General features: G+C 66.1%; 10 protein-coding genes, 1 tRNA gene and 2 pseudogenes. 9 read left to right on the plus strand and 4 right to left on the minus strand.

Annotated features, from left to right (window positions below):
• Window positions 1-65 precede the first annotated feature (65 nt).
• From M5I08_RS10925 to M5I08_RS10960, 8 genes are all read left to right on the plus strand, one after another.
• A complete protein-coding gene (locus M5I08_RS10925; protein WP_219066624.1) occupies window positions 66-1,616 on the plus strand; it encodes a carboxyl transferase domain-containing protein in 1,551 nt (516 codons plus the stop codon).
• A gap of 5 nt (window positions 1,617-1,621) precedes the next feature.
• Complete coding sequence (locus M5I08_RS10930; protein WP_219066661.1) at window positions 1,622-3,610, plus strand: acetyl-CoA carboxylase biotin carboxylase subunit; 1,989 nt, start codon at window positions 1,622-1,624, stop codon at window positions 3,608-3,610.
• A complete protein-coding gene (locus M5I08_RS10935) occupies window positions 3,607-4,767 on the plus strand; it encodes an acyl-CoA dehydrogenase family protein (RefSeq protein ID WP_219066625.1) in 1,161 nt (386 codons plus the stop codon). The genes M5I08_RS10930 and M5I08_RS10935 overlap by 4 nt, the downstream gene beginning before the upstream one ends.
• Complete coding sequence (locus tag M5I08_RS10940) at window positions 4,764-5,258, plus strand: MaoC family dehydratase (RefSeq protein ID WP_219066626.1); 495 nt, start codon at window positions 4,764-4,766, stop codon at window positions 5,256-5,258. Before M5I08_RS10935 ends, M5I08_RS10940 begins: the two co-directional genes overlap by 4 nt.
• Window positions 5,258-6,076 carry an HpcH/HpaI aldolase/citrate lyase family protein gene (locus M5I08_RS10945; RefSeq protein ID WP_219066627.1) on the plus strand — a complete coding sequence of 273 codons (819 nt, stop codon included), beginning with the start codon at window positions 5,258-5,260 and terminating at the stop codon, window positions 6,074-6,076. Before M5I08_RS10940 ends, M5I08_RS10945 begins: the two co-directional genes overlap by 1 nt.
• 67 nt (window positions 6,077-6,143) lie before the next feature.
• Complete coding sequence (gene pdhA / locus M5I08_RS10950; RefSeq protein ID WP_219066628.1) at window positions 6,144-7,238, plus strand: pyruvate dehydrogenase (acetyl-transferring) E1 component subunit alpha; 1,095 nt, start codon at window positions 6,144-6,146, stop codon at window positions 7,236-7,238.
• A complete protein-coding gene (gene bkdB / locus M5I08_RS10955) occupies window positions 7,235-8,266 on the plus strand; it encodes a 3-methyl-2-oxobutanoate dehydrogenase subunit beta (protein WP_219066629.1) in 1,032 nt (343 codons plus the stop codon). The genes pdhA and bkdB overlap by 4 nt, the downstream gene beginning before the upstream one ends.
• On the plus strand, window positions 8,263-9,405 hold the full coding sequence (locus M5I08_RS10960; RefSeq protein WP_219066630.1) for a dihydrolipoamide acetyltransferase family protein: 1,143 nt from the start codon (window positions 8,263-8,265) through the stop codon (window positions 9,403-9,405). Before bkdB ends, M5I08_RS10960 begins: the two co-directional genes overlap by 4 nt.
• A 241-nt stretch (window positions 9,406-9,646) precedes the next feature.
• On the opposite strand, the gene M5I08_RS10965 is transcribed toward M5I08_RS10960, so the two are convergent.
• From M5I08_RS10965 to M5I08_RS10980, 4 genes and pseudogenes are all read right to left on the minus strand, one after another.
• Window positions 9,647-9,898, minus strand: a complete 252-nt coding sequence (locus tag M5I08_RS10965) for an aldo-keto reductase family protein (protein ID WP_249763257.1) — start codon at window positions 9,896-9,898, stop codon at window positions 9,647-9,649.
• An 80-nt stretch (window positions 9,899-9,978) separates the two neighbouring features.
• Complete coding sequence (locus tag M5I08_RS10970) at window positions 9,979-10,737, minus strand: enoyl-CoA hydratase (RefSeq protein ID WP_249763258.1); 759 nt, start codon at window positions 10,735-10,737, stop codon at window positions 9,979-9,981.
• Window positions 10,738-10,900: 163 nt separating this feature from the next.
• Window positions 10,901-11,200, minus strand: a pseudogene (locus M5I08_RS10975) (type II toxin-antitoxin system TacA family antitoxin); the annotation flags it as partial.
• Window positions 11,201-11,331: 131 nt separating this feature from the next.
• Window positions 11,332-11,405: transfer RNA gene (locus M5I08_RS10980), tRNA-Arg, on the minus strand.
• Window positions 11,406-11,581: 176 nt separating this feature from the next.
• On the opposite strand from M5I08_RS10980, the pseudogene lipQ reads away from it, so the two are divergent.
• Window positions 11,582-12,840, plus strand: a pseudogene (gene lipQ / locus M5I08_RS10985) (esterase LipQ).
• The last annotated feature ends 41 nt before the right edge of the window (window positions 12,841-12,881 follow it).

Here is a 12,881-nt window from a genome sequence, read left to right on the forward strand (position 1 = left end):
CTTCGGTTAATCGCCACTAACGTATCACGAGTTAGTGATCATTAACCGAAATTGGCGTGCAACCGATGGCTTCTCCCGGGGAAAACCGCGAAGCGCACCTGGCACTTGTCGCCCAGCTGCGCGACAAGCTGGCTGCGGCCGCCCTAGGCGGCCCGGAACGTGCCCGCACGCGCCACGTCGACCGCGGCAAACTGCTGCCCCGCGACCGAGTCGACGCCCTGCTCGATCCCGGCAGTCCGTTGCTCGAAATTGCGCCGTTGGCCGCCGACGGCATGTACGACGACGAGTGCCCCGGCGCAAGCATCATCACCGGCATCGGCCGAATTTCCGGGCGCGAGTGCATGATCGTGGCCAACGACGCAACGGTCAAAGGCGGTACCTACTACCCGATTACGGTAAAAAAACACCTGCGGGCCCAAGAGATCGCCGGCCAGAACCGGCTGCCCTGCATCTACCTCGTCGACTCCGGCGGCGCCTTCCTGCCACGCCAAGACGAGGTCTTTCCCGACCGCGAGCACTTCGGCCGGATCTTCTACAACCAGGCCAAACTCAGCTCCGAAGGCATTCCGCAGATCGCTGCCGTGCTCGGATCCTGCACCGCCGGCGGCGCTTACGTGCCGGCCATGAGCGACGAGGCGGTGATCGTCCGCAACCAGGGCACCATCTTCCTCGGCGGACCGCCGCTGGTGAAAGCCGCCACCGGCGAAGTGGTCACCGCCGAGGAGCTGGGCGGCGGCGATCTGCACTCCAAGACCTCGGGTGTCACTGATCACCTCGCTCATGACGACCGAGACGCGTTGCGCATCATCCGGCGCATCGTCGCCACCCTGGGCCCACGCCAACCGCCCATTTGGGATGTGCGCCCAAGCGTGGATCCGATTGCCGACCAAAGCGAGATGTACGACGCCGTCCCCGTGGATTCGCGCATTCCCTACGACGTGCACGACGTCATCACACGACTCGTCGACGGGGGCGAATTCGGCGAGTTCAAGGCCGAGTACGGCAGCACGCTGGTCACCGGCTTCGCACGAATTCACGGCCACCCGGTCGGGATTGTCGCCAACAATGGCGTGCTGTTCAGCGAATCCGCGCTCAAGGGAGCGCATTTCATCGAATTGTGCGACAAGCGGTTGGTGCCGCTGTTGTTCTTGCAGAACATATCCGGGTTCATGGTGGGCCGCGACTATGAGGCCGGCGGAATCGCAAAACACGGTGCCAAGATGGTGACCGCGGTCGCCTGCGCGCGGGTACCCAAGCTCACCGTGGTCATCGGCGGGTCCTACGGTGCGGGGAACTACTCGATGTGCGGACGGGCGTATTCACCACGCTTCCTATGGATGTGGCCAAACGCGCGGATCTCGGTGATGGGTGGCGAGCAAGCCGCATCGGTGTTGGCGACCGTGCGCGGGGAGATGAGCGCTGAGGAGGAAGAGGCGTTCAAGGCGCCGATCCGCGCTCAGTACGAGCAGCAGGGCAAACCGTACTATTCGACCGCCCGGCTCTGGGACGACGGGGTGATCGACCCAGCTGACACCAGAACTGTTGTAGGTCTTGCGCTTTCGGTTGTGGCGAACGCGCCTGTCGAGCCAGTCTCCTACGGCGTCTTCCGGATGTGAATGAGATGGTCTTCGATACCGTTCTGATCGCCAACCGCGGTGAGATCGCCGTCCGGGTGATGCGCACGCTGCAGGCGATGGGCATCCGGTCGGTTGCCGTCTACAGCGACGCTGACGCCAACGCACGCCATGTCGCCGAGGCCGACCTCGCCGTCGCAATCGGCCCGGCGCCCGCGCGCGACAGTTACCTCAACGCTCCGGCGGTCCTCGACGCGGCGGTGCGCACCGGTGCTCAGGCCGTTCACCCGGGCTACGGATTCCTCTCGGAGAACGCCGATTTCGCAGCTGCGCTGGTATCGGCGGGAATAACATTCATCGGTCCGCCGGTGGGCGCAATTCGCACCATGGGCGACAAGATTGCCGCCAAGGCCACGGTATCGGCATTCGGCGTGCCGGTCGTTCCGGGTATCGCGCGGCCGGGGCTCACCGACGACGAACTGATTGCGGCGGCCGAGGAGATCGGCTACCCGGTTGTGGTCAAACCCTCCGCCGGTGGCGGCGGCAAGGGCATGCGGATGGTCGATCGGGCGGCTGACCTGCGCGCCGCCCTGGTCAGTGCTCGCCGGGAATCGGCGGCTGCGTTCGGTGACGATGCGCTGTTTCTCGAGCGATTCGTGTCGCGTCCCAGACATATCGAAGTTCAGGTGCTGGCCGACGCGTATGGCGATGTAGTGCACCTGGGCGAGCGGGAGTGCAGCCTGCAGCGGCGGCACCAGAAGGTGGTCGAAGAGGCGCCGTCACCGCTGTTGGACGATGCGACCCGGGCCCGAATCGGTGCAGCCGCGTGCGATACCGCCCGCAGCGTCGATTACACCGGGGCCGGCACGGTGGAGTTCATCGTCTCGGCTGACCGGCCCGACGAGTTCTTCTTCATGGAAATGAACACCCGGCTACAGGTCGAGCATCCGGTCACCGAGATGGTGACAGGCTGGGATCTGGTCGAATGGCAAATCCGGATCGCCGCGGGGGAGAAGCTGACCATCGGTCAGGCTGATATCGCGTTGCAGGGGCACGCGATCGAAGCGCGGGTCTACGCCGAGGATCCAGCGCACGGCTTCCTGCCCACCGGCGGCGATGTGCTGGCATTGATGGAGCCGGGTGCGCCGGGCGTGCGGGTCGACTCAGGGCTGTCCACCGGGATGGTCGTCGGCAGCGACTACGACCCGATGCTGGCCAAGGTGATCGCGCACGGCGCGGATCGGGCGGCCGCGCTGCGCACCCTCGATCGGGCGCTGGCCGAAACAGCGGTGCTCGGCGTGGTCACCAATGTCGGGTTCGCCCGGTTCCTGCTGGCCGATCCCGACGTGATCGCCGGTCGGCTCGACACCGGGCTCTTGGACCGACGGGCACGCGATTTCGTCGCCGCGGCGGCTACTGATGCACAATTCATCGCTGCGGCGGCATTCCGTTGGTCACAGCTGCGTCCGGCGCCCGGCGCCGACCTGTGGGAGGTGCCGTCCGGCTGGCGCGTCGGGACCAACGCGCCGGTGAGTATCCGGCTGCGGGCGGGCGAGCGCACCGATCACGTACACATCACCGGTGCCCAGGGATCTGCCGAAGTTCGCATCGAGGAGGGCGAACCCCATTCGCTGCAGGCCTATCTAACCGGTAACCGGCTAACGGTGACGCTGGATGGGCTGCGCACCGACTACACCGTTGCCACGGCCGGCGGCAAGATCTGGTTGGCCGCCGCGGGCGTCACCGCGGTGCTCGACGAGGTTCGCGAGGCGCCGCTGCGCCCGGACGCCGAGCGCAGCGGCGACGCCGAATTGACCAGCCCGATGCCTGGGACAGTCGTAGCGGTGGACATCGAGGATGGGGCCGACATAGCGGCGGGCGCCGTCGTGGTCACCGTCGAGGCGATGAAGATGGAGCACGCGCTGGCAGCGTCCGTCGACGGCGTGGTTGAACTTCTGGTCGCTGTCGGCGACCAGGTCAAGGTCGGCCAGACGCTGGCCCGAATCACCGTGAAAACGAAAGTCGAACAGGCATGACTAATTTTGTGGCGACCGGGATGCTTCCCGACGAGTACCAACAATTGACCAAGACGGTTCGCGACTTCGCCCGGAGCGTCGTCGCGCCGGTGGCCGCGCAGCACGACGCCGAGCACTCGTTCCCATACGAGGTGGTCGCCGGGATGGCCGAGATGGGCTTATTCGGCCTTCCCTTCCCCGAAGAGTTCGGCGGGATGGGCGGCGACTACTTCGCCCTATGCCTGGCCCTGGAGGAACTGGGCAAGGTCGACCAGAGCGTCGCGATCACCTTGGAAGCCGGTGTTTCGCTGGGCGCCATGCCCGTATACCGGTTCGGCACCGACGCGCAGAAGCGAGAATGGCTGCCGCAGTTGGCAAGTGGTCGCGCCTTAGGCTCGTTTGGGCTGACCGAGCCCGACGGCGGCACCGACGCCGGCGCCACCAAGACCACCGCGCATCTCCACGACGGTCATTGGGTGATCAACGGTTCCAAGCAGTTCATCACCAACTCCGGTACCGACATCACCAAGCTGGTGACGGTCACCGCGGTCACCGGCCAGCGGGAGGGCAAAAAGGAGATCTCGTCGATCCTGGTGCCGGTACCCACGCCGGGGTTCACCGTGGAGCCGGCCTACAGCAAGGTCGGCTGGAACGCCTCCGATACCCATCCGCTGAGCTTAGACGACGTGCGCGTGCCCCAGGAGAACCTCCTCGGCGAACGGGGTCGCGGCTATGCCAACTTCCTGCGCATCCTCGACGAGGGCCGCATCGCGATCGCCGCATTGGCATGCGGAGCCGCGCAGGGTTGCGTCGACGAAAGTGTCAAGTACGCAACAGAACGCGAAGCGTTTGGTCAACCGATCGGCCGGTATCAGTCCATCGCATTCACCATCGCGCGGATGGAGGCTCGTGCTCACACCGCTCGCACCGCCTACTACGACGCCGCGGCGCTGATGTTGGCCGGCAAGCCGTTCAAGAAGCAGGCGGCGATCGCCAAGTTGGTGGCCAGTGAGGCGGCGATGGACAACGCGCGTGATGCCACCCAAATCCACGGCGGCTACGGGTTCATGAACGAGTTCACGGTCGCCCGTCACTACCGGGACAGCAAGATCCTCGAGATCGGTGAGGGCACCACCGAAGTGCAGTTGATGGTGATCGCTCGAGAGGTGGGGCTGTGAGTGACGAGGAGCGCGCAATCCTCCAGCGCGGGTTATGGTTCGAAGAATTCGATACCGGTGTGCGGTACCTGCATCGCCCCGGACGGACCGTCACCGAAGCAGATAATGTGTTGTTCACGACTTTGACCATGAATACCCAAGCACTGCACCTTGATGCCGCGTTCTCCGATGCGCTGCCGCCGTTCAATCAGCGGTTGGTGAACTCGATGTTCACCCTGTCCACCCTGGTCGGATTATCGGTCGCCCAGCTGACCCAAGGCACCATCGTGGGCAACCTCGGCTTCTCTGAGATCGCGTTTCCCAAGCCGCTGTTCCATGGCGACACGCTGTACGCCGAGACTGTGATCACCGACAAGCGGGCATCCAAGAGCCGTCCGGGGGAGGGCATCGTGACCTTCGCCCATACCGGTCGAAATCAGCACGGCGACGTTGTCGCCACTGCGAGCCGCAAGACCATGGTGCGGATGCGGCCGGCCGAGGCCAACGACTGATGGGGGTGCAAAATCCCGGGCCCGCATGGCTCTTCTGTCCGGCTGACCGTCCTGAGCGCTACGAAAAAGCCGCGGCCGCAGCCGATATCGTGATCCTCGACCTCGAGGACGGATGCGCCGCCGCCGACCGGCCTGCTGCCCGCAAAGCGCTCGTCGACGTTCAACTCGACCCGGCCCGCACGGTGGTGCGGGTCAACCAGTTCGGCACCGCCGACCAGCAACTTGACCTGGAGGCCCTCAAGCGCACTGGTTATGACACCGTGATGGTTCCCAAATGCGAAGCGCCAGAACATGTCACAGCGTTGGTGCCGTTGCGCGTCATCGTACTGGTCGAATCCCCGATGGGCGCCCTCGCCGTCACCGGGATGGTATCGGTGGACAACGCCGTCGCGGTGATGTGGGGCGCTGAGGATTTGTTCGCGGTGCTCGGCGGCACTGCCAACCGCTACCCGGACGGGACGTACCGTGAGGTGGCCCATCACGTCCGCTCGCAATCGCTGTTGGCTGCTAAGGCGCACGGTCGGCTCGCCCTGGATTCGGTCTATCTCGACATCAAAGATCTCGACGGACTGCGCGCCGAAGTCGACGACGCGGTTGCCGTGGGCTTCGACGCCAAAGTTGCTATCCACCCAACCCAGCTACCGGTTATCCGGGCTGGCTATGCGCCCTCGGCCGACCAGGTGCAATGGGCACGACACGTTCTTGCTGCAGCCGCCGGTGAACGAGGTGTCTTCGCATTTGAGGGCATAATGGTTGATGCGCCCGTGTTACGGCGAGCCGAGCGAATTGTGCGGTTGGCGGCTGACGTCAGCTCGTAGGCATCCGCGCTCTTCGGGTTTGCTCTGACCCGCCGCACACCTGCGCCGGCTGTTGGTTGGAGGCAGGATGGCTGAAGCTGCTTTGACGCCGGTGAGTGTCGATCTCGAGCCGGTACGACTGGTCGCGCCCGATGGGACACCCACGGCAGAAGCTCGTTACAGCCGCGCGCTGCCCACGGAAACGCTGTGCTGGCTCTACGAGACGATGGTGGTCACCCGTGATCTGGACGCCGAGTTCATCAACTTGCAGCGGCAAGGCGAATTGGCGCTATTCGCGTCGTGTCGCGGTCAAGAGGCGGCGCAGGTCGGCGGGGCGGCGTGTCTCCGCAAATCGGACTGGCTGTTTCCGCAATATCGCGAGCTGGGCGCCTTCGTCGTGCGCGGTATTCCATCAGCCCACGTCGCGGCCATGTGGCGCGGAACCTGGCACGGCGGATTGCAATTCACCAAGAAGTGCTGCGCGCCGATCTCGATTCCAGTCGGCACCCACGCTTTGCATGCCGTCGGGGCGGCGATGGCCGCGCAGCGTCTCGGCGAAAATTCCATGACCGTAGCGTTTTTGGGCGATGGCGCCACCAGCGAGGGCGACGTGCATGAGGCGCTGAACCTGGCGGCAGTCTTCACCGCGCCCTGCGTGTTCTACGTGCAGAACAACCAGTGGGCGATCTCAGTGCCGGTACGCAGGCAGACCGCCGCACCGTCGATCGCGCACAAGGCGATCGGCTACGGGATGCCCGGTGTCCGGATAGACGGTAATGACGTGCTGGCCTGCTATGCGGTGATGGCCGAGGCGGCCGCCCGGGCCCGGGCCGGCGGCGGGCCGACGCTGATCGAGGCGGTCACCTACCGGCTCGGCCCGCATACCACCTCCGACGACCCCACCCGCTACCGCAGCCAGGAGGAGCTGGACTTGTGGGCAGCCCTGGATCCGATACCGCGGTACCGCGCGTACCTGCAAGGCCGGGGGCTATGGACGCAGCGACTCGAGGACCGGGTGGGCGCCCGGTCCAAGCGGCTGCGCGCTGAGCTGCGCGGCGCGGTGTTCGACGCGCCCGAGATGGACATCGACGAGGTCTTCACCACCGTCTACGCGGACATGACGCCCGCACTGGAAGCACAACGCCGGCAGCTGCGGGCCGAACTGGGCGAGGCGTCACGATGACCCAGATCGTCGAACCACCCACTCGTCCGGCGGTGCTGCCTCCCACCGAGCAGACCTTGACCATGGTGCAGGCGCTCAACCGTGCCCTGCACGACGCGATGGCCACCGACGATCGGGTGCTGGTGTTCGGCGAGGATGTGGCGACCCAAGGCGGCGTGTTCCGGGTCACCGAGGGGCTGACCGCGACGTTCGGGGAGGACCGCTGCTTCGACACGCCGCTGGCCGAGTCCGCGGTGATCGGAATCGCGGTCGGTTTGGCGCTGCGCGGCTTCGTGCCGGTGCCGGAGATCCAGTTCGACGGATTCGCCTACCCCGCCTTCGATCAGGTGGTCAGCCACCTGGCCAAGTACCGCACCCGCACCCGGGGTGAAATCGATATGCCGGTCACCGTCCGCATCCCGTCGTTCGGCGGTATCGGCGCGGTCGAACATCATTCCGAATCCACCGAGTCGTACTGGGCGCACACCGCGGGCCTCAAGGTCGTGGTCCCGTCGTCGCCGTCGGACGCCTATTGGCTGCTGCGCCACGCCATTGCGTGCCCCGACCCGGTGATGTTCCTAGAGCCCAAGCGCCGGTACTGGGCCCGCGAAGTCGTCAACACCCAGCAGCCCGGACCGCCGATCGGGCAGGCGGCAGTGCGCCGCGCCGGCACCGACGTCACTGTGCTGACCTATGGCGGCCTGGTAGGCACCGCCTTGTCGGCCGCTGAAGTAGCTGCGCAGCAACATGATTGGAGCCTCGAGGTCCTCGACCTGAGATCGCTGGTGCCACTGGATTTCGACACCGTGGCAGCGTCGATTCGCCACACCGGGCGGTGCGTCGTGCTGCACGAGGGGCCGCGAAGCCTGGGCTACGGGGCCGAGCTGGCCGCTCGCATCCAAGAAGCGATGTTCTACGAGCTCGAAGCACCGGTGTTGCGCGCCTGTGGGTTTGACACTCCCTACCCGCCGGCGCGACTGGAGAAGCTGTGGCTACCCGGACCGGACCGACTGTTGGATTGCGTCGAGCGCACGCTGAGCCAGCCGTGACCGTCAAGCCGTTCATCGTCCCGGACCTCGGCGAGGGCCTGGAAGAGGTGACGTTGACGTGCTGGAACGTCGCCGTCGGCGACGACGTCGAACTCAACCAAACGCTGTGCTCGGTGGAGACCGCGAAGGCCGAAGTGGAAATCCCCAGCCCGTACGCCGGCCGGATCGTCGAAATCTGCGGCGCCGAAGGCGATGTGCTCCCGGTCGGCGCGCTTCTGGTGCGGATCGACACCGCGCAGGGTGCGTCCAACGGCGCGTCATCCACGCGCCGCCCGGTACTCGTCGGATACGGCGCCGACGATTCGCTCGACGCCAGCAGGCGGGCGTCGTCGCGCCCCAAAGCCAAACCGCCGGTACGCAAACTGGCGGCCGATCTGCGCGTCGACCTGCGCGACGTGCCGCCCGGGCCGGACGGCCTGATCACCCGCGAGGTCGTAGAGGCGGCGGCCGAGGGGACCAGCGAGCGCGACGTGTTGCCGGTGCATGGCGTGCACGCTGAGATGGCTGCACGAATGACGCTGTCGCGCAAAGAGATTCCAGACGCACATGCGAGCGTCCAAGTCGACTGCTCCCGTCTGCTGGAACTGCATGATCGATTGCAGGTGTCGCCCTTCGCGCTCACGTTGCGGTTACTGATCGTCGCGCTGACGCACCACAAGCTCCTCAACTCCACGTGGGTTGACGGCGCGGATGGCCCGCAGGTGCATTCGCAGCACGCGATTCATCTGGGCTTCGCGGTCGCGGCGCCGCGTGGTCTGTTGGTGCCGGTGATCGCCGACGCGCAGGACAAGACCACGCGCGAAATCGCCGAATGGGTGGCGCGGCTGACCGAGCAAGCCCGGGCGGGGAGTCTCAAACCCACCGAGATGCAAGGTTCGACGTTCACCGTGTCAAACTTCGGGGCTCTCGGACTCGACGACGGCGTGCCCGTGATCAACTATCCGGAAGCTGCGATCCTGGGTATGGGATCGCTCAAGCCGCGCGCGGTGGTCGTCGATGATGCGGTCGTCGTTCGGCCGCAGATGACGCTGACCTGTGCGTTCGACCACCGGATCGCCGACGGCGCGCAGGTCGCGGCGTTCCTCGGTGAGCTGCGCCGGCTCATTGAGTCGCCCGAAACAGCACTACTGGACCTGTAGTAGCCGCTTCGAAACTGCGGCTACGGCGCCCGGGAACGCTCGACACCGGGCCTGTACGCAGTCTCGACGCCACCAGCGCAACTTCGTGACCACAACGCTCTCACTGATCGCCACTGCTCGGCGTAGCCGTCGCCGGCTCAGCCCTCCGAGTCAAGTGCAGCCAGATGCTCTGCGGGACAGCGATCGCCGGCGACTTGGTCCGCCGGTGCAGCCGCCTCGATTCGAGCCAACTGGTCATCGGTCAGGGCCAGATCGGCCGCGCCGAGGCCTCGGCCAACCGGCTGCGGGTACGTGCACCGACCGGCGGCACGATGTCGGCCCCGCGGGAGGCCACCCAGGCGATCGCTGCCTGCGCCACTGACACCCGCAGTTCGTCGGCGACGCCGCGCAGCTTGTCGACCAGGGCGAGGTTGCGGTCCAGGTTCTCGCCTGAGAAGCGTGGCGTTGGAGGACAGCACGCTTGGGCTAGGCTTTGTCTTCGGTGGTCCTGCAATTGTTACGCGCGGACGTTTCAGTCTTCCAGTCTGACGCCGGTCGAACACGCTGGCCGACAACAGGTTTAGCCGCCGCGAGCTACTTACGCCGCGCCGCGGCCAGCCGCGCGGCAAATTCCGGTGACTGGATCGAGGCGGCCTGCGGGCCGCAGCTCGACGCGCTTGGCGAGCTCGTGCTGCTCAACATCAACGATCCCGGGTTGGCTGTAGCGCGCATCGTGGCCTTGGTCGCCAGCACCACCTCCCGCGGAGCCGCGGCGGGCGCCGCCGCCAGTTCTGCCGCCGCGGCGACCGGATCGTCGGCAACGGTGAGCGCTAGCCCGTGGCGCACAGCGGATTCGGCGTCAAACCGCATGCCGAACAGCAAGGCGGCGCGGGCGACTTGCGGCCCCACCGCACGTTGCAGCATCCAGGTCGCGCCGCCACCAGGATGCAGTCCCAGCTTCTGGAAACGCGCGTCGAACAACGCGTTCGGCCCGACGATGCGCACGTCGGCGGCCAGCGCCAGGTTCAGGCCGGCGCCGACGGCCACGCCGTTGACGGCAGCGACCGTGGGCAGCGTGCACTTGCCGACGGCCATGAACCCGTCGTAGAGCTGCAGCAACCCCTCCTCGGTCGCGTCACCCAGCGCGCTCAGGTCGGCGCCCGCGCAGAACGCCTTGCCCGCGCCGGTGACGACGATGGCATGCACGTCGGAATCTGCCTCGGCTCGCTCCACCGCCGCCCGCAGTTGCGCCGACATCTCGGCCGTGACTGCGTTGCGTCGGTCCGGGTCGTTGACGGTGATCAGCGCGACGTGATTGTCAACGCTGTAGAGAACCAGACCCGGCCGGGCCATGTGCCACCTCCGCGACTTCCTGTTTGCGCTCGACGCCCGCAACAGACCGCGCGAGTCGGATTGACTTGAGCGGACAGCTAGGCGAAGTCAGGTTAGTCGGACGACTATCGGAGCCTCGCATCGGCGATCGCATATAGAGAACAGCGCGCAAAAGCCCCAGCGCTCACTCGTCAGCGTGAAAGATAGTCGGTTCGGAGAATAGCTTTTCCAACCGGGGCTTGGGTGCGACTGGCCGGTCCAGCATCGCCGCGAACTGTGTCCACGCGGCATCGTCGATGATGAATAGCCGGCGGTCGGCCAGCACGTCGCGGGCGTGCGCCAATGTCGCGGTGATCGTGAAGTTGGTGAGGTCGGTCCCCTCAACTTCAGCCGCACGGCGAATCAGCGCGTCCTGCTCGGGTGTCAGGCGTGCCGCGAGACGCTCAGTCTTGCGCTCAGTAGCCATGCCTCCCAGTGTGCGCCTGTAAGCGTACAAATCAACCGTCGCCCTATCCGCGACCGTTTCCATCATCAGCGACTACTCACTCGGCGGCGTCAAAATGGCCCGTGATTGGGCCTCTGACATCGGCGCCGCTCGCTGGTGCCCGACGCAGGTGCCCCCGGCAGGACTCGAACCTGCGACCACAAGATTAGAAGTCATGTGCTCTATCCAGCTGAGCTACGGGGGCTACGGGGACCCGGAGACCACTAAGCCCAGGTCAGTGTATCCAACGGCCCGCCAGCCGACTCCCAGCGCGCAACGCCGAGAGAAATGTCGTTGGCAGAGACAGTGATTCGCTCATGTGAGGCTCGCCACCTACGTACGCTACCGGCGGCGTGTGCTCAACGGCGAGGAGCGGCGGGCATGACCGTAGCCATAGATGTCAAGGGGCGGTACTCACATGCGCGCGCCGAAGTGCTGCGCCAGGGACTTCAGCTCGCAGCGGCGCCGATTGGCGCATGTCGCACCGGCGCGCTGCTGCTGCGCGGCTCGCCATGGGTGGTCCGCTTTCTAGCCGAATGGCTATCGGCCGAATTTCCCCCGCAGGTCGTCACCGGGCACGCGCTGTCGCGGATGACGCCGGCCTCGGTTGGCCGGCTGGCCACGAGCTGGGCAGCGCAGCGGGCCGACCACATCCTCGTCGCCGCCCTTGAGCAGTCCTTCGGCCCGCGATACAGCGAAGACGCCCGTCATCCGATCAGCGATTCCCCGGCATGTGCCCGCCGCGGCGGGCTCTTGCAATCGACGGGGGATCGCCGCCGTTATGCTGCGCAGACCTCGGATATCGCCTATGGCCCAGACGTTCGCAATCACCTGCTGGACGTCTGGCGGCATCCGGCCATCAAGCCGGGCGACCGAGCGCCGGTGTTGGTGCAGATCCCGGGCGGCGCGTGGACGGTCAACGGCAAACGGCCCCAGGCATATCCGCTGCTGGGCCGGTTGGCCGAGCTCGGCTGGATCTGCGTCCCCATCGATCACAGCAAGAGCCCGGGCAAGGCATGGCCGGCGCACATCATCGACGTCAAGCGGGCGCTGGCGTGGGCCCGCGACAACATTGCCGAGTACGGCGGCGATCCTGACTTCATCGCGGTCACGGGTGGCTCCGCAGGCGGGCACTTGGCTTCCTTGGCCGCGCTTACCGCCAACGACAAGCTCCTACAGCCCGGCTTCGAGGATGCCGACACGGCCGTTCAAGCGGCCGCGCCCTTTACGGCGTCTACGACCTGACCGATGTCGGACAAATGCACGAAATGATGCCGCCTTTTCTCGAGCATTTCGTGATGCAAGCGCGCTACGCCGAGCAGCCGGAGCTGTTCGAATCGGCGTCGCCGATCACGCATGTGCATTCAGGGGCGCCGCCGTTCTTTGTGCTGCACGGCGACAGCGATTCGGTGATTCCCAGCGTGCAGGCGCAGGACTTTTGCGGCGCGCTCCGCGACGCCGGGGCCCCTACCGTTTGCTACGCCGAGCTTCCCAACGCCCGTCACGCCTTCGACGTGTTCGCCACGGTCCGGTCTCAGCTGGCGGCCGACGCCGTCGCTGCCTTTCTTGGCGTTGTTTACGGACGATATCTGCGTTCGCAATCGACGGCTTTGCGCCGAGAAGCAACACCGGCTAGTTGAATTGTTCGGCAGGCAACGGCTGCATATTTTCAATTCGTCAG

This window comes from Candidatus Mycobacterium methanotrophicum, assembly GCF_023515995.1.
In the GTDB taxonomy this organism is placed as follows: Bacteria; Actinomycetota; Actinomycetes; order Mycobacteriales; family Mycobacteriaceae; genus Mycobacterium; species Mycobacterium methanotrophicum.

Bases quoted from the DNA above. Each gene is read 5' to 3' on its own strand.
- pdhA (WP_219066628.1), top strand. From the start codon at position 6,144: ATGGCTGAAGCTGCTTTGACGCCGGTGAGTGTCGATCTCGAGCCGGTA.
- M5I08_RS10970 (WP_249763258.1), bottom strand. From the start codon at position 10,737: ATGGCCCGGCCGGGTCTGGTTCTCTACAGCGTTGACAATCACGTCGCG.
- M5I08_RS10925 (WP_219066624.1), top strand. From the start codon at position 66: ATGGCTTCTCCCGGGGAAAACCGCGAAGCGCACCTGGCACTTGTCGCC.
- M5I08_RS10935 (WP_219066625.1), top strand. From the start codon at position 3,607: ATGACTAATTTTGTGGCGACCGGGATGCTTCCCGACGAGTACCAACAA.
- M5I08_RS10930 (WP_219066661.1), top strand. From the start codon at position 1,622: ATGGTCTTCGATACCGTTCTGATCGCCAACCGCGGTGAGATCGCCGTC.
- bkdB (WP_219066629.1), top strand. From the start codon at position 7,235: ATGACCCAGATCGTCGAACCACCCACTCGTCCGGCGGTGCTGCCTCCC.
- M5I08_RS10945 (WP_219066627.1), top strand. From the start codon at position 5,258: ATGGGGGTGCAAAATCCCGGGCCCGCATGGCTCTTCTGTCCGGCTGAC.